At 53.1% G+C, this 22,204-nt stretch carries 19 protein-coding genes; 6 read left to right on the plus strand and 13 right to left on the minus strand.

From position 1 onward, the window contains the following. Positions 1-48: 48 nt before the first annotated feature. Positions 49-2,226, plus strand: a complete 2,178-nt coding sequence (locus FPL14_RS15840) for a methyl-accepting chemotaxis protein (protein WP_182298487.1) — start codon at positions 49-51, stop codon at positions 2,224-2,226. A gap of 5 nt (positions 2,227-2,231) precedes the next feature. Here FPL14_RS15840 and FPL14_RS15845 read toward each other — a convergent pair whose 3' ends face one another. From FPL14_RS15845 to FPL14_RS15865, 5 genes are read right to left on the minus strand one after another with little or no spacing between them, the layout of a single operon-like run. Then, positions 2,232-2,945, minus strand: a complete 714-nt coding sequence (locus FPL14_RS15845; RefSeq protein WP_182298489.1) for a GntR family transcriptional regulator — start codon at positions 2,943-2,945, stop codon at positions 2,232-2,234. A gap of 10 nt (positions 2,946-2,955) precedes the next feature. Beyond that, positions 2,956-3,972, minus strand: coding sequence for a sugar kinase (locus tag FPL14_RS15850; RefSeq protein WP_182298491.1), 1,017 nt, complete (start codon positions 3,970-3,972; stop codon positions 2,956-2,958). Beyond that, complete coding sequence (gene dagF / locus FPL14_RS15855; protein ID WP_182298493.1) at positions 3,965-4,720, minus strand: 2-dehydro-3-deoxy-phosphogluconate aldolase; 756 nt, start codon at positions 4,718-4,720, stop codon at positions 3,965-3,967. The genes FPL14_RS15850 and dagF overlap by 8 nt, the downstream gene beginning before the upstream one ends. A 1-nt stretch (position 4,721) precedes the next feature. Continuing rightward, positions 4,722-5,825, minus strand: a complete 1,104-nt coding sequence (locus FPL14_RS15860; protein WP_182298495.1) for a DgaE family pyridoxal phosphate-dependent ammonia lyase — start codon at positions 5,823-5,825, stop codon at positions 4,722-4,724. After that, a complete protein-coding gene (locus tag FPL14_RS15865; protein ID WP_182298497.1) occupies positions 5,803-6,903 on the minus strand; it encodes an amidohydrolase/deacetylase family metallohydrolase in 1,101 nt (366 codons plus the stop codon). The genes FPL14_RS15860 and FPL14_RS15865 overlap by 23 nt, the downstream gene beginning before the upstream one ends. Positions 6,904-7,071: 168 nt before the next feature. Between FPL14_RS15865 and FPL14_RS15870 the strand changes: the two genes are divergently transcribed. The 4 genes from FPL14_RS15870 to FPL14_RS15885 all read left to right on the plus strand — a co-directional run bounded on the left by FPL14_RS15870 (position 7,072) and on the right by FPL14_RS15885 (position 11,060). Next, positions 7,072-9,000, plus strand: coding sequence for a beta-N-acetylhexosaminidase (locus FPL14_RS15870; RefSeq protein ID WP_182298499.1), 1,929 nt, complete (start codon positions 7,072-7,074; stop codon positions 8,998-9,000). Between the two features lie 123 nt (positions 9,001-9,123). Further along, a complete protein-coding gene (locus FPL14_RS15875; protein WP_182298501.1) occupies positions 9,124-10,023 on the plus strand; it encodes a helix-turn-helix transcriptional regulator in 900 nt (299 codons plus the stop codon). A gap of 88 nt (positions 10,024-10,111) precedes the next feature. Continuing rightward, positions 10,112-10,651 carry a DinB family protein gene (locus tag FPL14_RS15880; protein ID WP_182298503.1) on the plus strand — a complete coding sequence of 180 codons (540 nt, stop codon included), beginning with the start codon at positions 10,112-10,114 and terminating at the stop codon, positions 10,649-10,651. Continuing rightward, positions 10,641-11,060 (plus strand): DUF1761 domain-containing protein, encoded by a 420-nt coding sequence (locus FPL14_RS15885; RefSeq protein ID WP_229263533.1) that lies wholly within the window; start codon positions 10,641-10,643, stop codon positions 11,058-11,060. The genes FPL14_RS15880 and FPL14_RS15885 overlap by 11 nt, the downstream gene beginning before the upstream one ends. A gap of 187 nt (positions 11,061-11,247) precedes the next feature. On the opposite strand, the gene FPL14_RS15890 is transcribed toward FPL14_RS15885, so the two are convergent. The 6 genes from FPL14_RS15890 to FPL14_RS15915 form a co-directional block, all read right to left on the minus strand. After that, positions 11,248-12,129, minus strand: coding sequence for a carbohydrate ABC transporter permease (locus FPL14_RS15890; protein WP_182298505.1), 882 nt, complete (start codon positions 12,127-12,129; stop codon positions 11,248-11,250). A gap of 15 nt (positions 12,130-12,144) precedes the next feature. Further along, complete coding sequence (locus tag FPL14_RS15895; RefSeq protein ID WP_182298507.1) at positions 12,145-13,020, minus strand: carbohydrate ABC transporter permease; 876 nt, start codon at positions 13,018-13,020, stop codon at positions 12,145-12,147. Between the two features lie 131 nt (positions 13,021-13,151). Next, entirely contained in the window at positions 13,152-14,477 is a 1,326-nt protein-coding gene (locus tag FPL14_RS15900; protein ID WP_182298517.1) for an extracellular solute-binding protein, read from the minus strand. A 93-nt stretch (positions 14,478-14,570) separates the two neighbouring features. Continuing rightward, complete coding sequence (locus FPL14_RS15905) at positions 14,571-16,118, minus strand: response regulator transcription factor (protein ID WP_182298519.1); 1,548 nt, start codon at positions 16,116-16,118, stop codon at positions 14,571-14,573. Next, positions 16,115-17,884, minus strand: a complete 1,770-nt coding sequence (locus FPL14_RS15910; protein WP_182298521.1) for a sensor histidine kinase — start codon at positions 17,882-17,884, stop codon at positions 16,115-16,117. The genes FPL14_RS15905 and FPL14_RS15910 overlap by 4 nt, the downstream gene beginning before the upstream one ends. 204 nt (positions 17,885-18,088) lie before the next feature. Further along, complete coding sequence (locus FPL14_RS15915) at positions 18,089-18,538, minus strand: SRPBCC domain-containing protein (RefSeq protein ID WP_182298528.1); 450 nt, start codon at positions 18,536-18,538, stop codon at positions 18,089-18,091. A 107-nt stretch (positions 18,539-18,645) separates the two neighbouring features. On the opposite strand from FPL14_RS15915, the gene FPL14_RS15920 reads away from it, so the two are divergent. Next, entirely contained in the window at positions 18,646-19,467 is an 822-nt protein-coding gene (locus FPL14_RS15920) for a helix-turn-helix transcriptional regulator (RefSeq protein WP_182298530.1), read from the plus strand. A 5-nt stretch (positions 19,468-19,472) separates the two neighbouring features. Here FPL14_RS15920 and FPL14_RS15925 read toward each other — a convergent pair whose 3' ends face one another. Both FPL14_RS15925 and FPL14_RS15930 read right to left on the minus strand, forming a co-directional pair. Beyond that, the gene (locus FPL14_RS15925; protein ID WP_182298532.1) at positions 19,473-20,582 is read right to left on the minus strand and encodes a winged helix DNA-binding domain-containing protein; all 1,110 of its coding nucleotides are present in this window, start codon (positions 20,580-20,582) and stop codon (positions 19,473-19,475) included. 566 nt (positions 20,583-21,148) lie between these two features. Next, positions 21,149-22,177, minus strand: a complete 1,029-nt coding sequence (locus FPL14_RS15930) for a Gfo/Idh/MocA family protein (protein ID WP_182298534.1) — start codon at positions 22,175-22,177, stop codon at positions 21,149-21,151. Positions 22,178-22,204 lie beyond the last annotated feature (27 nt).

The following is a 22,204-nucleotide window of genomic DNA, read 5'->3' on the forward strand; positions in this document are numbered from 1 at the left end:
CCTATTAGAGTTAATCTAAGTACGGTTGACTCTATAGGAGGAATACGCGTGATCGATAGAGAGAAATGGAATTGGAAAGTTTGGTTATCGGGGTTTCGCACGATTCAGAATCAATTTTTGATGATATTCTTGTCCGCTATTCTCGTTATCCTGATCGCGATGACGGCCGTAAGCTATTCTTTCTCCCGTCAACTAGTTAAGGATGGCGCGGAGGAAAAGCTGCAAAGCCAAACGCATCGGTACGTGAACGAGATCGGAAACAAGCTGCTCGCTTCGATCTTTACTCCGCAGACATTAGCCCCGGTCGTGGAGGCTCACGGCACGCTAGGCGGCGGTGTTTCTTACGGGGAGCCTTACATAGACGGGACGACGGGGACGGCGATGGTTAAAGCGTCCGTTCCTTATTATGATGAACAGCAGGCTCTTCTTGGATATGCGACGCAAAACATTAGCTTGGATAGCATACAGCAGTTGGTCGGAGGCATCTCGGTCGGCAGGAACGGTTCGGCTTTCTTGATCGATAAGAACGGTTTGGTGCTGGCGGACAAAGATTACGTCAAAATAATGAAGGATAACCTGACGAAGGATTCTAATGCATCTTTGGCCCGGTTAACCGAGATCATGCTGGAGGGGTCCGCAGTTGAGGCAAACGCGGAGCCGAACTCCGCTGAAGAAAGCGTGCCGAGCGAGAGCGCGGACGACCAGAGCGCAGCGGATTCGGAAGCCGGCGAGACAGCGGAAGATACGGAGAGCGAGCTGAGCGATCTCGGCTTGGAGATCGATCTAGATTCGGAGGACGCGGATAGCGCCGCGGAGCTGGACGATCTTGGGCTGGAGATCGACTTGGGTTCGGGCGAAGAAGGCGAAGATAATCCCATTTCCGAGGATGCTCCTATCATAGATCCCGGTGCTGACGCAATACCGTCAATAGAGCTGACGGAAGGAATGGGCACCTACGAGAAAACCGGCCGAACGATACGCGTCTATTATGTCACGGTTCCGGATACGGGCTGGGTGCTGGCGCTGTCGATTCCCGAGAGCGAGCTGTACGGACCGCTTTTTAAGCTATTCGAACCGATGATTCTTCTTATTGTTGCAGCCTGTGCCCTTGTCGCGCTATGCGCTCACCTCTATAGCCGATACATCCTTAAGAACATCCGGGATATTAACCGGCTGGCCATCGCGATGTCGGAGGGCGATTTTACGAAAAGGACGCAATTGCGTTCGGGCAATGAGCTGCAGAGCCTAGGGAATAGCTTTAACCGGACGTTGGACGGACTGTGCGATACGATGGACGAGATGTCGCGATTCTCGATCGAATTGTCGTCCCATGCGAACCAAATGAAGCTCGGCACGGAGGAGACGACCCGCGCGGCGGAAGAGATCGCGAGCTCCGTGCAGAACATGTCCGCGGGCGCGGAGCACGGGGCAGGCATTATTCTGGGCTTCAAGGAAGTGGCGCAGGAGGTTCTGGGCCAGGTTAAAGAGATTAACGCGAGCACGGAACATATGACGGATGTAGCGGAGAAGGCACGCAAAGCTTCGGAGGGCGGCATTAAATCTTTATCGCACGTCATTCGTCAGATGGACGCCATTTATCAATCCGTACAAGCGTCTTCGGGAGACGTCATGAAGCTGAAGCAGCATTCGAACGCGATCGACGAAATCGTGGCGTTCATTACTTCCATCGCCTCGCAGACTAGCCTTCTCTCGTTGAACGCGGCGATCGAAGCGGCTAGGGCGGGCGAAGCGGGCAAGGGGTTCTCGGTCGTATCGATGGAAATACGCAAGCTGGCGGATCAATCCGGCAATGCGGCCGGAGAGATCGGCGTGCTGCTTGCCGAAGTTCAAACGGCGATTACCCAAGCGGCGCGCACGATGGAAGAAGGAACGGGCGCTGCGGAAGAGGGATTGGAGTTGGCGCGGCAAGCGGAAAAATCTTTCGGCGCTATCGGGAGCAGCATCGAGAAGGTTACGCAGCAAGCAACCCGCGTCTACGGTTCCGTTCGGCGGATCGAGGAGCGCGCCGGCCGCATGAATTCGTCCGTGAAGGAAATGCTGATGATCGCATCCAAGAACGCGAACGATTCCGGTACGATCGCCGCGGCGGCGGAGCAGCAAAACGCTTCCATGCAGCAGGTAGCCGCGTCTGCCGCTCTGTTGGCCGACTTATCCCAGCAACTGAAAGCAAAAGTGCAGCCCTTTAGGAAAAGGGCTGCACGGTAAGTCTTCTATACGTCATAGTTGACGATATATTTTTGAGTTTCCGTATTGTAATAGCCTTCGCTGAATTCGATCAATTCTCCGGTATCGTCATAGGAATATCGGGTTCGCATGAGCAGGGGAGTCTTCTCATCGACGTTCAGCAGGCTCTCCACGGAGGGCGGAGCAACGGCGACGGAGAACTGGTCCCGGAACTTGGCGAGCGAAATTTGCCGTTCGTCCAACATGCCGTATAAGGATTGAGCGTCCAGGTCGACGAGCTCCAGATCGCCTCTCCGCATCGTTAAATAATGCGTGTAATGGATATATGGCGCATCGTTAAGCAGATAGAGTCGTTCGATGCGAAGGCATCGTTCTCCGAATAACGCGTACAGCTCCGTTCCTTCTTCGTGACGAACCGCTTCGGTATGGAGCAATCGCTTCTGGATCCGATGGCCTTCCTCGACCAAAATTTCCGTGAATCGTTTCGAGGTCGACAGCTTGGAGGAGGAAGTATTGCGAACGACCTTCGTGCCTTTGCCGCTGCTCGTTTCCAGATAGCCCTCTTGAACGAGCTCCTTGATCGCGTTGCGAACCGTAATTTTGCTAACCTCGAACTCCGTTTCCAATTGGGGCTCGGAAGGAATGTTGGTCTCAATGGGATACGCACCGTGAAGGATTCGATCCTTTATTATACTTTTGATTTGCAAATATAAAGGTCTCTTATTACGGTTCAAGCCCATTCAGAATTCCCTACCTTTCCACATCGCCTACCGCTTCCGTCATCGCGCGGAGGACCTCGCTCTCGGAGGACATCGGCGTGTCGCCTGCGATCGTATGCGCCAGCATACCCGCGGCGGCAGCGAACTCGACGGTCTTCCCGGGCGAGAACCCGCTAAGCTCCCCATGCACGATTCCGCTCGTATAGGCATCTCCTGCACCTATTCTATCATAGACGGAGAAGGTAAGTTTCTTGGAATACGAGAAGTTTTGATTCTTATAAATAAAGCCTTGCAGGGAATGCGTGTTATCGCCGTTAATCGAGCGGTGAGTACCGGCCGCAACCCGGATACCGTATTGCGCCGCGACCTCCGGTATTAGTTCGGCGAGCTGCTCCGAACGGGTTTCTTTATCGGTGTGCATCCCCAAGATGAAGATGGCATCCTTCTCGTTCATCATGACGATATCCGCCAGGCGAAGCATGTCCTCGTAATGCGGCTTCGCCTTCTCGTAGCCGTCCGCTCCCCAGAGCGACGGACGGTAATTGCAGTCGAACACAACGGTTCCTCCGCGCGCTTTGACCGCTTTCGCCAAGCTTTTCATATGATCGCGGACGGAATCGTTCATGGCGAGCGTAATTCCGCAAAAGTGAACGACATCGGCTTCCTCGGCTATGGCCTCATAATCGTACGTGCCTTCCGGCGCGGTATTGAAGCTGCTCTCTAACCGGTTGGAATAGGTAACCCGGCTAGGCCGCGCGCCAAAGCCGTTTTCCAGGAAATACATCCCGATATATTGTCCGCCCCGCATCATAAACGTAGTCGTCAGGCCTAATTTGCGAAGATAAGCCATAGCGGCATCCCCCACGGAATTCATCGGCAGAGTGGTTACTAGATAACCTGTATGACCGAAACGCGCTAACGCCGATCCTACGTTAACTCCCGTTCCCGAGAAGGAAAAGTTCAGGCTGCCGGCTTGAGAGAGAAGATCGTAGCCGGGCACCTGCAAGCGCATCATGACCTCGCCGAAGACCGCGATCCGTTTAGCCATGATGATCAACCAATCTTTTCACGACGTCAAGCAATTTGCGAACGTCTTCGACCTTCGTTTTGCCCGTTGCTTTGTCGATAATCGACGAATAGACGTGAGGAATGACCTGCGGTACGTTCGCCTCAAGGGCGATACGAAGAATGGCTTCGAAATTGTCCATGTCGATGCCGCCCGTAGGCTCGAGCGCGAAGCCTTCTTCGCCGCACGCTTGCGCGACGGCGCGCAATTCGTCCTCGCGGCTTAATCCGTTCATCGGGAAGTATTTCAACGCTTGGCCGCCCATATCGCGAACGAGCGCGATCGCCGATTTCACGGGTACGATCGCTTGCTCGCCATGCGCCGCGCTTACGGGACCCGTCGAGATATTCACGTAACCGACTTGGCCGGTCGGGGATACTAAGCTGTTAATCCAGCTAGATTGTCCGCCAAGATTCGCGCGGGTTGCTCCGACGGCAGGAAACACTTGATTGATATGGCTTCCCGGGTAGTATTTCGCGATCTCGGCGACGACGGCCGCCTGGCGATTATCGCCCGCGCCCAATCCGATCGACACCGCGTCGTCGATTTCTTTGCCGTAGGCTTTCATGGCGGATACCGCTTCTTCGACCGTCGGGTAATCTTTCGATAGAACGCCGACCAGTACGTAACCTTCCGCCGCTTCGAATACCTCCTTGGCATTCTCGATGCTGTTCGCTAACACGTTTAAGGCGACCCGGTTTTTATAAAAGCGTTTGTTCAAGTCCGTCATCTTAATGTCCTCCCGCTAGTTCACGTATTCTTGTTGCGATGACTTGCATATCGTCGCCTTGCAGCGGACGAGGATCGATATCGAAATATCCTTGTCTGACTCCGTAATCGCGAGTATAGATCGCAATTTCGCCGTTCTGTAATTCGGTAACGACTTGTTTGGCGGTCGTCCCCGATTTGGCGGCATCGATCTGAATGCGCGCCCGGAAGATCGCTCGTCCGGCTTCGTCCTGAACGATGCCGACTTGTACGCCTTCCAGCTCGTTCAACGTCATTAGCGTCTGCAACGATTGCTTCTCTTTCTCGCTGTTGTCCGCTTTTACGATATATTCATCGAGCGCTTGAAGCAGCCCGAACGTCGTTTCCTTGCCCACCTTCATGCTGCGTCCGATTCCGTGCAATTGCACCTTGAGCCATTCGACGTAAGTTCTTTTGCCGCCCACGATGCCGGACGTCGGACCTTCAATCGCCTTGGAACCGCTATAGATCGCGAGATCCGAGCATTTGACATACTTCTGGATGTCTTCTTCGGCAGCCGCGTCGACGATGAGCGGCACTTGATTGCGCTGGGCAATCTCCCATGCCTCCTCGACGGAGATCATGTTTTTCTGTACCGCATGGTGCGACTTGACGTATAGAATGGCTGCCGTCTTGTCCGAGATCGCGTCTTCGATATGCTCGGCTTTACCCTCGTTCGCGTATCCCACTTCGAGGAGCTTCCCGCCCCCTAAGAATACCATCGTTTCCACCGGTGCTCCATATTGGACGTTATGGCCTTTTAGGATAATGATCTCGTTCTTGGCAATGGCCTCTTGGTGCAGGCGCACGCTTTTGCGGCGATCTCCTTGCGTTACGACTGCCGCAACGGAGAGCGCGATGCCGCTGGAAGCCGAATTTACGACTACCGCAGCCTCGGATCCTAGAATTCGCGCGATATAGTCGCCTGCTTTGTCCACTAAGTCCGCGATCTCCACGTAATTTTGCCCGCCGTGCTTCATGGCGTCCATAACCGTGTCGGTAGGAGCGGATACTCCTAATATGCTCATTCGCCCGCTTGCGTTAATGACGCGTTTAAGTCCGTATTTAGCATTCAATGAATTCGCCATTTCGAACGACTCCTTTAGGTTCAATTCTGCTGTCGGCTATGCGCTGTTTTCCTTCGGAGTCCAGCAGCACGATCCGTTCGTTTGTTACGGTAAATAAAGTTAAGTTCGCGGAATCGCCCGCTTGAATGCGGCCCAGCTCGGGTTTGCCCAGCCAATCGGCCGCGCGGGTAGTGACGGCCGCGATGACCTCGTCCAGAGAATAGCCCAAGTAAAGAAACTTGGAGAGGACATGCCCCATGCTATATACGGGGCCGTTCAGCCGATTCCCGCGGTAGATGTCGGTGCTGATCGTACTCGGCCGGATACCGTGCCGTTTCGCGGCTTCGGCAACCTTGAAGGAAAAGCTTGCGGTGCCGTGCCCGACGTCGAGATGCACGCCTCGGGCAATCGCGTCTTGCAGCACTTGGAGAGGGTTGCCTTCGGCATCGAAAAGGTTGTTGCTTTTCCCGTTGAGGTAGTGCGTGATGATGTCCTTCTTCTCGAGAAGGGGGATCACCTCTTCGATGTCCGGAGGTCCGGAACCGATGTGAACCATTAACGGCAACGAAGTTTGATTGGACAGCTCGCGAGCGCGGCGCAACGGCTCGATGCCGCTGTCGCGGACTACGCTTCTGCTTATGCGCGCTTTAAGTCCAACGATGAAATCCCTGTGCTGCCTCGCGGCTTGAACGACTTTGTCGGCATCGATCCAATCCAGGTTGGATAATTCGTCGATTCTGGCTAAGCCTAATCTTGAAATGTTGAGAAAAGCGAACACGTTGGTACGAGCGCGTAGGCGGCTTGCCGCCAAATCGTCGATTCGGTCCGCTCCGCAGCTTCCGGCGTCCACGATCGCGGTTACGCCCTGCTTGACGCCGATTTCGTCGATTTCATCGCCGTAGGGATCGAAATCGGGAAAGGCATGAACATGCATATCTATCCATCCGCTCGATACATAAGCGCCGGAGCAGTCGGTTATTCGGTCTCCCGTCCCGCGGCCGGCTTCGGCTACCTCGATAATTGTGCCCTGTTCGATGATGATATCGATAGCGTCGCCATTGACGCGCTTTAGGTTTCTCAGAACAAATCGATCGTGCATGTCAGTCACCTTCTTCCGCGGCTAGAATGGAAATCATTAAATTGCGAGATTCGTATTGCTTTCCTCTGTAGGATTAGGATAGCATATAAATCACATAATACAATATAACGTTATAATGTTTAATCGTCAAAAGTTGGAACTCATTCTCAGGTTGCAGGAGGAAGCGCGATGAAATTGCATTTTGAAGGAGATTTAGATGCATTACGGCCCGGGATAAGGGCATTGTCGCAAGAGCTTGGCTTGTCCGAAGAGGCGGAAGGATTAATCGTTCAAGTCGGGCGGTCGGGTAACGAGAACGACCTTGAAGTCGGCTTGAAACAAGGCAAGGCTTACATCTATTATGGACAAAAGCATCAGTTTTTTCGCGGATTGGGGCTACTCTTGCAAACGTTATCCGAGGGGGACTCGGATTTCGAGCTTCGGGAGCGGCAGCAGTTCGATACGATCGGCCCGATGTTCGATCTGTCGCGCAACGCGGTATTAACGGTCGATAGCTTCAAACTCATGCTTAATAAAATGGCCTTGATGGGATTAAACACCGTGATGCTGTACATGGAGGATACGTACACCATCGACAGCGAGCCTTATTTCGGCTATATGAGAGGCAGATATACGCATGCGGAGCTTAAGGAGATCGACGACTACGCCGACCAATTCGGAATCGAAGCTTTCCCGAGCATTCAGACGCTGGCGCATCTGGAGGAGTTTTTGAAATGGTTGCCCGTGTGGGAGTATCGGGATACGAAAGGCGCGCTGCTCGTAGGCGAAGAGCGGACGGATCGGTTGATCGAGCAAATGATCGAAGCCGCCAGCGCTCCGTTCCGCAGCCGCAAAATCCATATCGGAATGGACGAGGCGGAGGAGCTGGGCCGGGGCAAATATTTGGATCGCAACGGCTACCGCAGCCGGTTCGATATCATGACGGAGCATCTGGATAAGGTGCTCGACTGCACGCGCCGCCTCGGCCTGAAGTCGATGATGTGGAGCGATATGTTCTTGAAGCTGGCCGTCGGGAACGCCGGAACCGAAAGCAACTATTACGACAAAAATACAACGATCCCGGAGGAGATGGCCCGACGTATTCCTAAGGACGTCGATATGGTGTACTGGGATTACGTCCACTTGGAGCCCGAGCATTACGAGAGCGTGATCGCCAATCATCGGCCGCTCGGGTGCAATCTCGTGTTCGCCGGAGCCGTGTGGATATTCAATACGTTCGGGGTTAATTATGGTTTGAGCTTGAACGCTTCGGATACGGCGCTTCAAGTGTGCAAGAAGGAAGGCATCCGCGAAGCCTACGCGACGATGTGGGGCGATGACGGGAACGAAGGCAATCCGTTCGCGGCATTGCTGGGGTTGCAGCTCTATGCGGAGCACGCTTATTCGGCGGAGAAGCCGGATCGGGCATGGGTAGCTAGCAGAGCCAAGTTCTGTACCGGAATCGAAGCGGACACGTTCCTGCTGATGAAGGATCTGGACGAGACGCCGGGAGCGGAACCCGACAACCGGAAACAGAGCAATCCTTCGAAGTTTCTGCTGTACCAAGACGTTCTCCTCGGCCTATTCGACAGACAGATCCAAGGCTTGGACATGGCGGGGCACTACGCGCGGTTGGAGGAGAACATTCGCAACCGTCGCGACAAGTCCGCCGAATTGGATTACCTGTTCGAGGTTCCGGAGAAGCTATGCGGCGTGCTGAAGCGAAAAAGCGAGATCGGAATCGAGCTGAAGCGGGCTTACGATGCGAAGGACAACGATAAGCTGCGGGAAATCGCGACGGAAGTGCTGCCCGTGATCGCGGAAGCGGTACGCGAGCTGAGGGGGGCTCATCGCGCGCAGTGGCTGCGCATGTTCAAGCCGTTCGGCTGGGAAGTCATCGACATTCGCTACGGCGGAGTCGTGAACCGGCTGGATACGGCTGCGTACCGGTTGCTCGATTATGTCGAAGGCCGGGTCGAACGGATCGTGGAACTGGAGCAAGAACGGCTAGTCTATAGCGCGACAAACCAGTTCAACAACAAGGGAGCCGGCTGGTGCAGCTATTATTACAGAATGGCTTCGCCGAACGTCTTTTTCCACGTCCTTAATCCGTTCTGACGATTGATGATGTAGGCTGCCTGTAAGGTCGTAATTGACCCGAGGGCAGCCTTTTTTCGAGCGAAAATAAATTTGTTATAATAATGACCAGCATTAAGAATGGGATAACGGGCGGGGATACATATGAAATTGGAACGATTGATCTCTATGATCTACAAGCTGTTGAACCACGAAGTTCTTTCTGCCTCCGCGCTGGCCGAAGAGTTTCAAGTTTCCCCAAGAACCATCTATAGGGATATCGACGCGATCTGCGCCGCTGGCTTCCCGGTCATATCGTATCAGGGAAACAAAGGCGGATTCGGCATGATGGACGGATATAAAATGGATAGAACCTTGCTCGGCTCCTATGATGTCGCTTCCCTGATCACCGTGCTCAGCAGCCTTTCCTCCGTGTTTGAAGACGAGCGCGCGAAAGGAACCATCGAACGACTGCAAACGATCGGAACGGAACATCAGAATTCTAGTCTAACGGTGGACTTCGAAACCCGCCGTACCGATCCCGACGCGCTTCCTCATTTACGCACGGCCATTAAAGAACGAATAATCGTCCGTTTTGATTACATCAATGTAAAGAATGAACGTACGACCCGCGAAATGGAACCGGTGAAGCTTCATTTTAAATATAGCAATTGGTACATATACGGTTATTGCCGAACAAGGCGGGATTATCGAGAGTTCCGACTATCCCGGATGATGAATTTGTTCCTGACTCAGATTACCTTTCAGCCGCACCGCGAGCCGAAAGAGGTCGATTCCGCAAATCAAGATCGGGTGGAGGAAGTCGTCATCCGGGTGAGGCCCGAGGCTTTGGCGGAAGCGATGGATCAGTTCCACCAGGTCGATAAGCAATTTCATGCCGATGGAAGCATGACGATGCGAATTCCCGTCAATAAACCGTTGGAAGCACGGTGGCTATGGTCGATTTTGCTGAGTTTCGGCAGCGGTGCGGAGGTCCTCGAGCCTCCTGCATTGCGAGGCATAGTAATAGATCAGCTTCAAAATGCACTCAAACAATATGAGTAGTATGACAGACTGTTGTCATACTACTTTTTTTATACTAACAACGGATGCCGAAACAAAATCCATATCCAGTCAAAAGGAGACGATCCAAATGAATCATCCGGTACGAATGTTCGACTACCATGCGTGGGCTACTCAAACTCTCTTGGAACGAATCAAGGAGCTCCCGTCCACGGTGCTGCAACAAGAAGTAAACACCTCGTTTCCTACTATCGGCGAAGCGTTCGCGCATGTCTATGCGCTCGACAAGTGTTGGCTTCAGATTCTGAACGGTACCAGTATGCCCAAGGCGCTGGAAGCGTGCCTTCCCCTTCAACAAGAAACCCTTCGGTACTCTGTCGATGAATTCGCGATTGCCTTTAGCGAGCTAGCGGAACAATTCGGAGCATGGTTCCGAAGCCAAGACGACTTGGAGCAATTCATTGCGCTCGAGAATCCGTACGCCGGAACGCGCAGCATCCGATTCTCGGAAATCGTGCTGCAAGTGGTCAATCATGGCACCTACCACAGGGGCAATGTTTCTGCGATGTTGCGTCAATTGGGCCACGCCTCCACCATGAACGACTATTCGCTTTTTTGGTATCGGGAATCCCCTAAATTAATGAGCGAAGAGGAGCAAAATGATGTTTAATGTCATAGAGGAGCTTAATTGGATTGCCGTCTTGCTTGCTGCGTTGGCGTCCGCTTTATTGGGAGGCGTTTGGTTTACTGTGATTTTTGGTAAGGCTTATGCCCTTGCGTTAGGAAGAGAAGGTGCACCAAGCGAAAAGCCGGCTCCCATTTTTATCGCGGGACCCTTTGTATGCGGCTTAGTAACTACGGTCGCAACGGCCATTTTGATCTATGCTTTAGGTATCGAAACCATTGACAATGCTATGATCTTTGGCGGCATTGCCGGTATTGGTTTCTTGGCTTCAACGACCGTCAATACGGCAATAAACCCGAACATACCTCGTCCTCTTCTATACGGACTTATTAGCGGGAGCTATTTTTTACTTTCGGGTTTGATTACTAGTGTAATTCTTGTAGCTATGAAATAATTGTCATAAAAGCAGGGGGTGTCCCATAAGTCGCTTATGGGACACCCTTAGTTATTTCTATCGATTAAGTTTTGCGGGGATGTATCTCCTTCCGGTTGCTTAGAAATCGTGAAATCTGATTCATACCAAGCAAAAAAAGGTCCGTCAAGGAGAATTCAACGCTCCCTGACGGACCTTTTCCACTAGATTAACCTTTTACAGCGCCCGCGATCATGCCCTGCATAATGTGCTTCTGGAAGATCAAGTAGACGATGATGGTCGGAACGACCGAGATGGCTAGAGCGGCCATCGTTAATTTGTAGTCGGTCATGTATCCCGTCGAGAACATCGATAAGCTTAGCGGCAATGTCTTCAGCGCCGGCTTGCTGATGAACACGAGGGCGAACGAGAATTCGTTCCAGTAGCGAAGGAAGGCTAGAATCGCAACGGTAGACAGCGCCGGAAGGGATAGCGGAAGCATGATTCTTCTGAAAATACCCCAGTAACCGGTGCCGTCGATCATGGCCGCTTCTTCGATATCTTTCGGGAAAGTGTTCATGTACGCTTGAACGATAAAAATCGCGATAGGCAGCTCGAACGCCACGTAAGGCAAGATTAGCGCCCAATAGCTGTTAAGAAGATGAACCTTGTTCATCAGAATGAAGAGCGGGACAAGCGTACTGTGAATCGGAATCAGCATGCCGAGCAGGAAGATGCCCATTACGGCGAGCTTGAGCTTGAATTGAAAGCGAGACAGGACGTAAGCAGCAAGAGCGCCGGCCACTAGCGTCAATGCGAGCGAAGCGATCGTAACGACGACGGAGTTGAACATGGCGAGCCCCATATCGGATACTTCCCATGCTCTCTTGAAGTTATCCCACTGCCAATTAGCCGGGAACTGGAACGGACGGCTGAAAAACTCGTCGTTCGTCTTGAACGCGCTTATGAAAAGCCAGAACAAAGGATAGAGAGTAACCAAGGCGTAGACGAGCATCGCGACGTTCGTGATTCCGCCCCGCCATTTGCGCAGACCCAAACTCGTCTCCGAGGAGGATGACCTGCCTGAATCGATTGTCGTTTTCTTATTCATTGTCGGATCCTCCTCCTAACGATAGTCTTTTTTCATCAAATATTGACTGCCGGCAATTAAGATAAGGCTCAGAATAATAATCGTCGTCGATACCGCGCTACCGTATCCGAAGCGGTAGATGGAGAACGTGTTGTTATACATGTAGGACGCGAGTACCTCGGTCGAATGCGCCGGACCGCCGCCGGTCATGATATAGATGAGATCGAAGGCTTTCAAGCTTCCGGAAATGCAAAGCACGATAACGACCTTGATCGTATCCCAGATCATGGGCAGCGTGATGGAGAACAGTTTGCGCGAGCCTTGGACGCCGTCGATCTTGGCGGCATCGTCGATCTCGCCCGGGATATTTTGCAGCGCTGCAATAAAAATGATCAAGTAAGGCCCGATGTAGTTCCAGATGATCGGAACCATGATCGAATACATGGAGATGTCCGGGTCGGCCAACCAAAGCTGCTTCCAAGAACCGAGTCCCAGATTGTCGAGCAGGAAGTTCAGAATTCCGATCTCCGGGTGATAGATGTAGCCCCAGATGATCCCGACGACGACCGAGGAAAGCACCATAGGCATGAACACCGAGGAACGGACGAACTTGGTGAACCAATTGTTCTTGAGCAAGAGCAAAGCTAGAATTAGCGCGATGGGCACTTGTCCGAAGACGGAGGCCGCGACGACGAGCATGTTGTTCTTAAAAGAAAGCCAGAATATAGGATCCTGGATCGCCTCCAGGTAATTTCCGAGACCTATGAATTTCGCCGTGCCAATACCTTTCCAATCGAACAGGCCGTAATAAGCCGACCAGAAAATAGGGATCATAACGAATACGATAAACAGAAGCAGCGCAGGTAACAGACCTAATACGATAAAACCTCTCATACGGCTGGATGATGTCATACAAAACTCCTTTCTCCCAAGAGGAAGTTCAAAAAGTTACCCATATAAGGTAGGACGGTTTCAGCCCTCCTGCTAGGAGGAGAACTGAAACCGCGACATGTTGTTGTTCGATTAAGGGCCTCTGCCGTACGTTACTTGCCGAGCGACTTGGCTTGCGCGTCTTGAATTTTCTTCGCGATATCTTCGGCTTTGCCGCCCATGAGCAGCTCTTGAAGTCCGTTGTTCACGGCTTCCGCGCCGGCGGAAGTCATGATGCCGTCATATACCGGAGTCATTTTCACGGTATTCAGAAGCTCGTATACCGCCGAGAAGATCGGAGTAACTTTGCTCTTGTCGAGATCGACTTTGTAGCTGACCAGCTGGTTGCTTTCCAGAACGCGCTTCTGAGCGTCAGGACCGGCCATGGCAAGCATCAGCTCGAATGCGGCTTCTTTCTTGGCGCCGGTAGCGTCTTTGCCAAGGCCTAGGCCTGTTCCGACAACGCCGGACAACGTATTCGGGTCGCCTTTGCCGCCCGGGATGGAAGGAAGAACCGTTGCGCCCATTTGGGCCATAGCTTCCGGGCTCGCATTCGCGGCGAAGTTAGTCAATGCCCAGCCGCCGTCGATCATGAACGCCGATTTGCCTTGCGCGAACATTTGCTCCATTTGCGTATTGTCGATCGCGTTGAAGCCTTCTTGGAACGCGCCCGCGTTGCCTAGATCTTGCAAGTGCTGAAGCGCTTGAACGAATTCCGGATCCGTGAACTTCGCGCCGTCTTGGGCAGCTGCTTTGAGGAACCATTCCGTGCCCGTTACGCGATCGGCCAGCGAGCTGAGGATACTGGATTGCGCGAGCCAAGAAGCTTTGTTGCCAAGCGCGATCGGAGTGATCTTTTTGCCTTTGAGAACTTCGACGGCTTTCATTAAGTCGTCCCATGTTTTCGGAACTTGTAGGCCGTTGGCGTCAAGAATCGATTGGTTGTAGTACAGAATCGACGTAGGGCTCAGAGCGATCGGAGCGCTGTAGATGTTGCCGTCGATCGTAAACCCGTCGAACGAACCGGGCAGGAAGCCGTTTTTCCATTCGGCTTGTTTGTCGAGAAGCTCGTTGATCGGCTGGATCATGCCGCCGGCTTGGAACTCCTTGGTCATAATGCCCGGCCACATGACGAACAAGTCCGGCATTTCGTTGGCTGCGGCGACCGTTTTCAGGCGCGTTCTGTAGCCGTCAGGCGGAATCGCCTGAATATCGAGCTCGATGTTCGTGTGGTCTTTCTGGAATTGCTCGATGATCGAACGCATCGTCTGCGCGCGTTGGTCGTCACCGGTATAGTTATGCCAGAGCGAGAGCTTTACCTTTTCCGTTCCGGCCGACTGGGTGGCTCCGCTGTTGTCGGAGTCCTTGTTGCCGCAACCGGCTAAGAGGAGCGAGATCGCTACCGTAGATGCCATAATAACGGATAATGGTTTTTTCATTTATCTGACCTCCCTGTTTTAACTGCTCCTTCAGTATAGGGGTTGTTTTTGGGATAGGCAGGGGACAGAAATCAGGAGTAGGGTGGGTAAATATCAGTTGTTCGTTCGATATTCCGAAGGCGTCTTCCCCGATACCTTCTTGAATAGCTGGCTGAAATATTTAACGTCCTCGTATCCGACGCGCCGCGCCACGTCGCTGATTTTCATCGGAGATTGGCTCAGAAGTTCCATCGCCCTACGCATGCGTTCCCGCGTTACGAACTCGATATACGTAAGGCCTGTCTCCCGCTTGAACACTTCGCTGAAGTGGTTAGGGTTCAAATGGACATGCTTGGCCACTTGCTGCAGCGTTAGATTATTATCCAGGTGATCGCCTATGTACGCCATGGCTCGTTTGATATAAGACACCCGCTCGCCCGCGGCCAGCTCCTGATACTTGTCCGTTAACGATTGAAGATGCTTGAACAGCGTTTCTTCCGGACGCGCCGTAATGTCGTCGGACGGCTGCAGCAGTCGCGCCGGCAACGGTTCTTCTCCTTCCAACGCTTGCATCGCTCTGACGCGTTCAATCCAACGATGCCCCGAGATCAGAATCGAATTCACGTAAGCGCGGAACGAGCTTGGCGTTGCCGCCGGATCGGAGAGCAGGGTTCTTATCGTTTCGTTGACCCACATCCGAAGCTCGACGACATTGCCCGTCTTCAGAATAGAAATGAGCTGCTCTTCCTCTTCTTGGGTGGATATCGTTCTTCCGCCTACGTTATCTTTAATATCCTCATAAGTGACTAAGCCTTCCCGATCGGCGAACCATTTGAAAGTAAAGACGTAGGAGGCCTCCGAATACGACGCCCGCAAGCCGCCGAGCTTATTTACTCGGGAGCCTGCGGCAATGAACAGCTTGCACTTCAGCTTCCGGCTGATTCGCTCGAATTCCAGCTTGATCTTCTGAAGCTCGATCTCCGTCCTTTCCTGGCTAAGAACGAGTAAGATATAGTCTTTGCGCAGCAAAGTTTCCCCATTCAGCAGCTCGTTAACCATATTTTGAACCGCAAAATGAAGAGAGTTGGCGTAAATCGTATCTTCGCCCCATCCGGCGGCAGCGATGATAAACACTTGGAATGATTGATTATCGGGATTCAGCTTAGGCAACAGTTGAGGAATTTGCGTTAGCGATTGCTTGTCCAGATTGTCCTCCTGCACCAATTGCTCGAGCAGGTTGTCGCGGAACGCCGATTGCTGGATGTGGCCTTGCTTAAGCGTAGCCCAACGGTTTAATAGGCGCTGTTTCGCTTGCATGGCGGCTTTAATAATATCTTGAGGCGGGCTTGTCTTGAGCAGGTAGTCGCTGACGCCTTCCCGGATAGCCTGCTGGGTATAGCTGAAATCGTCATAGCCGGTCAGAATGATGATTTCCGTGTCGGGCAACAGCTTCTTCGCTTCCGCGGCCAACTCCAAACCCGTCTTGCCGGTCATGCGAATGTCCGTCAACACGATATTCGGCCGTTCGACCGGGATGCGGGCGATCGCCTCTTCCGCGGAGACGGCAGGAGCCAACAGCTCGAAGCCGAGCTCTTGCCAATTGATCACCGTGCTAAGCCCGGTGCGGATAATGACTTCGTCGTCGACGATCAGTACTTTCATGCTTGGGGTTCCTCCAATGCGGGTAGAGTAAACGTGACGCGCGTTCCGATGCCTTCCATGCTCTCGATCTTAAGTCCCGCCTCATTGCCGTAATGGAGCAGCAGCCGTTGATGTACGTTGCGCAAGCCGTAGCTGCCTTGCACGATAGGCTCGCGATCGCGATCGTCCGGCGGGTTAAGCCGGTATTGCACCTCGCGAAGCTTTTCGGGCTCCATGCCGATGCCGGTATCGTCGACGACGAAAGTCATCGAGTCTTTGTTCATGACGGCATGGACGTGAATGATGCCTTTTCCGTCTTTTTTCAGGATGCCATGGATCAAGGCATTCTCGATTAGCGGTTGCAACAGCAGCTTAAGCATCATGATGTCGTTCATGGCAGGATCGACGAAAAAGTGGATTTCGAATTTGTCCGGGTATCGGATCGATTGAATGTTCGCATAGTGGCGGGCATGGGAAATTTCCTGCGCGACCGGGCAGTACTGGGCCCCTTTGTTCAAGCTGAAACGCAGGAAATCGCTGAGGTTGCCGACCATATGGGCAGTCTTCGAGTCGTTATTCATCAAAGCCATCCAATGGATGGACGATAACGTATTGTACAAGAAGTGCGGATTGATCTGGGCCTGCAAGGCGAGCATGTCGGCTTCCTTCTTCATCGCTTCGTTATGCTTCACTTGCTCGGTCAGCCGTTCGATTCGGCCCCCCAGCTTGTTGTAGCTGCGCACGAGCTGTCCGATCTCGTCCATCGTCTCCACCGGATACGGTTCGATCGGCTCCTCCGGGTTCGTATCTTTCAAGAAGTGCGTCAGCATCAACAGCGGTCGAGTAACCTGTTTGACGAAGAAGACGACGAGCGAAGCGATCAGCAGGCCGGCAATTCCGACGGACGCGGCCGTCAGCGCGAGGACATATCGGTTCTGCGCCCGGAACTCCGCGTAGGGTATCACCCTGACTAGCGTCCAGTCCACATCCGGCATCGTCAAATACAGGATCGTTTTCTTCGAAGCCGATCCCCCGTAGTTGAACGATCCGGAAGTTTCCGTGAAAGGGTTAAGTCCCGGGAGAAAATCTTGTATGGAGCCGTTCATAGGGTCGGCCGTTCCGCTGGACAGGATCCGTCCTTGCGAGTCGACGAGCATCGTGTAATCATCGCTCTCCGTGCTGGATTGCTTCAGGATTCGTTTGACCGATTTTTCGTCCAAGCTCATGACGAGCATGCCGATCTGTTCGAACGTGAACATGTTGCGAATAGGACGCACGAGGGAGATGACGCGTTTAACGCCGGAGATCGTCTGATTCTCGTACAGGGAAGACCACCATCTGGGATGGGTATCGAAGTAGTCCGGCTCCTGCTCCGTTATATTGACCAAGCCCGAATTCAGAATCGTTGAATTGGACACCGGATGGGTCTGATATTTGGGATAAATGGTAATATCGGATATGTAGGGCTTGGAATAAACAAGATTGGACAAAAATTCGATCATCAGGGTTTGCTTGACCACGTTCTCCCCCTTGTAGCTTAAATATTGCTGAACATCCTTGCTTCCGATCATGAACAAGGACATATTTTCGATATCTTTGACGATGAATTCAAGATTCGTGTCGATTTGCCGAAGACTGTCCATCCCCGATTGCTTCGCCTTTTCCTCGGTTAATTTCGAAGCCGTCGTATAGGAGAAGTAACCTAACGACAAGAGAGGAACGAGTATCGAGACGAGCAAAAAAAACGATAATTTGCGATTAAGCGACCTTCTTAGCCAGCGTGTCATAGATAGCCTCCGTCACGATTGTCAGTCGTATCCATAGCCTCTCTCATCCCGTAGATGTTTATGAGGTCCGCATGGATCCAAATCTTCAAGATCGTAACACAATCCCCATTATGAAAAATAGATGACGATAAAAAAGCCATCCCCGAAGGTCATCGTTGACCTGCGAGGATAGCTTAATTTTGGCCTTGATTGTCGGATCGTTCGTTACCAGCCGTAATTGAGCGGTTTACCCGTTTCCGAATACGTCTTAATGTTGCTGAGGATGTACGGCCAGCTTTCGGAAGTTCTCTCGAAAGAGGGGTGGTTGTCCGACCATTGGTCGTTCACGAGCGTTAGTCTCGTCGTTTCGCCAACCTCCTCTAGCGTAATCGTGACGCGGGTTTGCAGTTGCGCGTGGTTCGGATTATAAGAAGGTCCGGGATGCTCGGTCGTGCTGAATACTTTGTTCGGCTCGAAGGCGAGAATTTCGCCGTAGACATGCACCGTTTCGTCTCCGTCGGCGCCGGGGCCGACATATTCGTAACCGCTGCCTACCTCGAAAGTCGAACGAAGGACGGAACCGAAGAAAATCGCTTTGGTGCCTTCGGGAGAGACGAGCGTCTGCCAGATCGTTTCCGGTTTTGCCCCTATATATAGCACGTATTTCAATTCCATGAACAGATCTCCTTTCGGAACGTTGTGGTTCTTTATGATAGAATATCTCGGTAGGCAAGTATTGTAAAAATACGACAAACCCGATAGCGAAGGGGAGAATCCGATTCATGGACCCTATTGCGGATCAATCCACCAAAGGGATTTTGCGCGCGGATGCGGGCAAACGAAAATTCAAGCTGTCCCGGTACGAGCCCGCGGAAGAGTTGCGGTCGTTCATTCAGCATTATTGGGTCGTGGAATGGGATTTAAGAGGGCAGGAACCGTACCGGCAAACGGTGCTTTCCCATCCCAACGTGAACTTGGTATTCGAGCCGGGGCTTACGCGTATTTACGGGATATGGGAGAAAACTTCTACGCAAATTTTGGAAGGGTTGGGCAGCGTGTTTGCCATTAAGTTTAATCCGGGAGGCTTTTACCCCTTCTGGCGGAAGCCGCTCTCGTCGTTAACCCGCCGTTCGATCGTGTTATCGGACGTGTTCGGGGAGGAGGCGGATCGGCTTGAGAACGAAATCCTTGGCACGTCCAACGTAGAGGAACAGGTTGAACGGATCAACCGGTTTTTCCTTGCGCGCCTGCCGGATAACGAAGGGAACGTAGAGTTGGTCAACCGAATGGTCGCGACTCTCGTTGCCGATCGGGACATCCTCAAAGTCGAACAGCTGGCCGAACGATATGGCGTGAGCGTAAGGACGCTTCAACGGCTATTCGATCGTTATGTCGGCGTCAGCCCGAAAGGGGTCATTCAGCGATTCCGGCTTCACGAGGCGGCCGAGAAAATCGAGAAGGGGGAAGCCGTCGATTGGCCGGCGCTGTCCGCGGAAATGGGCTATTTCGATCAATCGCATTTCATTAAGGATTTCAAGGCGTATATCGGGAAAACGCCGGACGAGTATATGAGAACGATCTCGGGCACCGGTACGGGAGGTTAAGCGGATTATTCGGCGAAACGAATGTCGCTGTCCGTACAGTCTCCCGCCGCAAACCGAAGCAGGCGGTCGCCTTCCTCGGTTAATTCCGCCATGTCCTTCTTGCTAATCGTGCGGAAAGGCTCGATGACGAGAGTAGCGGACTTGCGTTCCCTTGCGATCTTCCAAGTGCCTGCCACGAATCCGTCGATTAGGAAAGTGGAGCGGATGATGCCGTTAATCGTAAATACCCGTTGCCTGTCTTCCTCGGAAATAATGCGAGTCCTGTCGGCATGGGATAGAAGCGCGTTATCGAATTCGGCCATATATCGCGCGGATATCGGCGCGTCCGGATCGGGAAGCGGCGCGTTCGGCAGATCGAAGAGCTCCGTGCCGTTCTCGTCGCGGAATGTCCTTAGGCGAGGCCTCATCCGTCGAACGGCTTCGCCGAGCCGGGTCAGACCGGACCATGTTTGCATGTCTTTCACCGAAGCGGGTCCGAAGGCCGCGAGATAACGTTCGAGCATCGTTTCCAACGAGCCATCGCTAGCTTGGGATAGGGAGCTTCCCAGCCAAGCTTCCGCGGAAGTATGGGCGGATTGTCCGCTTTCGCCCCACAGTCCGCGCGGCGGAACCTGAACGAGCGGGATATACGTGCGGATGGCGGCGGCGATGGCGGAAGGATCGCGGTCCTGCCATCGTTCATCCGCAGCCAATAAGCTGCTGATTTCGCCGAAAGTTCGGGGCTGTTCCTCTATAAGCGACCGACCCGCCGAGGCCAGAGCTGCCATGTCTATACCTGTAAGCCGTTTGCCGTGGTTGCCTTGGAATCCGCGTTCGATAAAGGGTTGAACAAGGGGACGGAGCATCAGGCAATCCCGGGAAGAGACGAGATGAATCGTCGAGCGCATGAGCGCGATTCTTACCGCCTGGCGGGATTGAATAAGCCGCGATAATTCGGCGTGGTCGAAGTTCGCAAGCCGAGCCCAAAGCCCGATATAGGGCGGGTTCGGGGCTTGCGCCTGCAATCCGACGAGATGCTCGAGCGCCTCTAGCGCCGGCATTTGGTTACGGCGGATCAACATTTGCCGTTCGAGCAGCGCCCGGTTGAGCGCGCGCTTGGTAAGAATGGTCGACATGATTCATATCCCTCCCGATACCAACGTCTAAAATAATCCAAAATAGGTTTAGTGATCCCGATAGAGTGATGGCGTAACGCTATTCGCTTCATATTCGACCGGGGGAAGTAAAATAGAGTGATGGAGTCACGCTATCGCTCTCGCAACTCTTGAGATCGGGTGGCGCGGCTCCAATAAGGTGATGGTATAACGTTATTCCCAAGATTATCATCTGACGGAGTCGAATAGAGTGACGGCATAACGTTATCAAAAGCGAGCCTTATCTGCATCGTATATACCCATTATAAACCAACAACCCTGACATCAGTCTGTCAGAGTTGTTGGTTTGTTTGCGATAAATCGGGGCGTTGCCTCGCCAAAGTCGCAAAATGCGACGATGGGAGCGAGGAACGCGAAGATTGCCTCGCCAAAGTCGCAAAATGCGACGATGGGAGCGAGGAACGCGAAGATTGCCTCGCCAAAGTCGCAAAAAGCGACAATGGGAGCGGGGAACGCGAAGAATGCCTCGCCAAAGTCGCAAAATGCGACGATAAGCGGCGAAAGGTAGCGAGCCGTCAACAATGGAGCTACGGCTGCAAATCCTTCAACAGAATTTTCCGCCCCGTTTGCGCGGAAAGATAAAGCGCTTCGAGAGTTGCGGCAAGCGCGATTCCTTCCTCGACGCCCGTCAATATTTCGCTATCGCGGCCTTGGATCGCCTTTAACCATAAGGAAAGTGTAGACTCTCCTGCTTCGGGCAGGGCCGCCGCCTCTTGAAGAGCGTCCATGCGGGCTTCCGGCGCGAAGAAACGCACCATGCTATCCGAAGGCTGTAGCAGCTTGCGGTGCACGCCGGACGCGCCTCCTCCCAAGAAGCTTCCCGCCGTGCCGTAGAGCTCGATGGAGAAGGGCGACTGATCGGCGGCATAGCTGGAATCGCATATAGCGAGCATGCCATTGGCATATTCGAATAAGCTCGCCGCGTTGTCCTCGGCTTTATTGCCGCTATAACTGGAGGTAATGGCGGTGACGGCAACCGGCTGCCCCAATAACCAGTGCATCAAGTATAGGCAATGCGCCCCGAGATCGGTAAATACGCCGTATCTCGAATCGAGGAATCGGGACGCGAGAGGGACCTCCCCAGATGCCCCGTCGTGGGCATTCCGAATGCGTACGCCGGTAATCCCGCCGATCGCGCCGGTAACCGCCACCTTCTTGGCGGCCAGATTGACGGGCCAGCGCATTAACGACATATCGAGCGCGAAATGGATATTCGAACGGCGAATCCAAGCCGCGACCCTGTTCGCTTCTTCAAGCGTGAGCGCCAATACTTGGTCGGCTAGCACGTGCTTGCCGGCTTTCGCCGCGATCTCGATCAACGAAGCGGCTTGTTCCGGCGAGCTGTCGACGATGACGCCGTCGATATCCGGTCTAGCGAGCAACGCTGCGAGATTCGGCTCGAACGCGGCGCCGAATTCCTCGGCGTAGGCTCTTCCCCGTACGAGGTCATCGTCCCACGCCGCGACGATTCTAGCCTCGGGAAATTCGGCCAAATCCCGTACGAAGCTCTTGGCATGATAGTGGTTCCAACAGCTGAGCATAGCAATATTAGGCATTAGAGTACCTCTCATTCATCGACTTTC

Origin of the sequence: Cohnella cholangitidis (genome assembly GCF_014107495.1) — a bacterium.
GTDB lineage: Bacteria > Bacillota > Bacilli > Paenibacillales > Paenibacillaceae > Cohnella > Cohnella cholangitidis.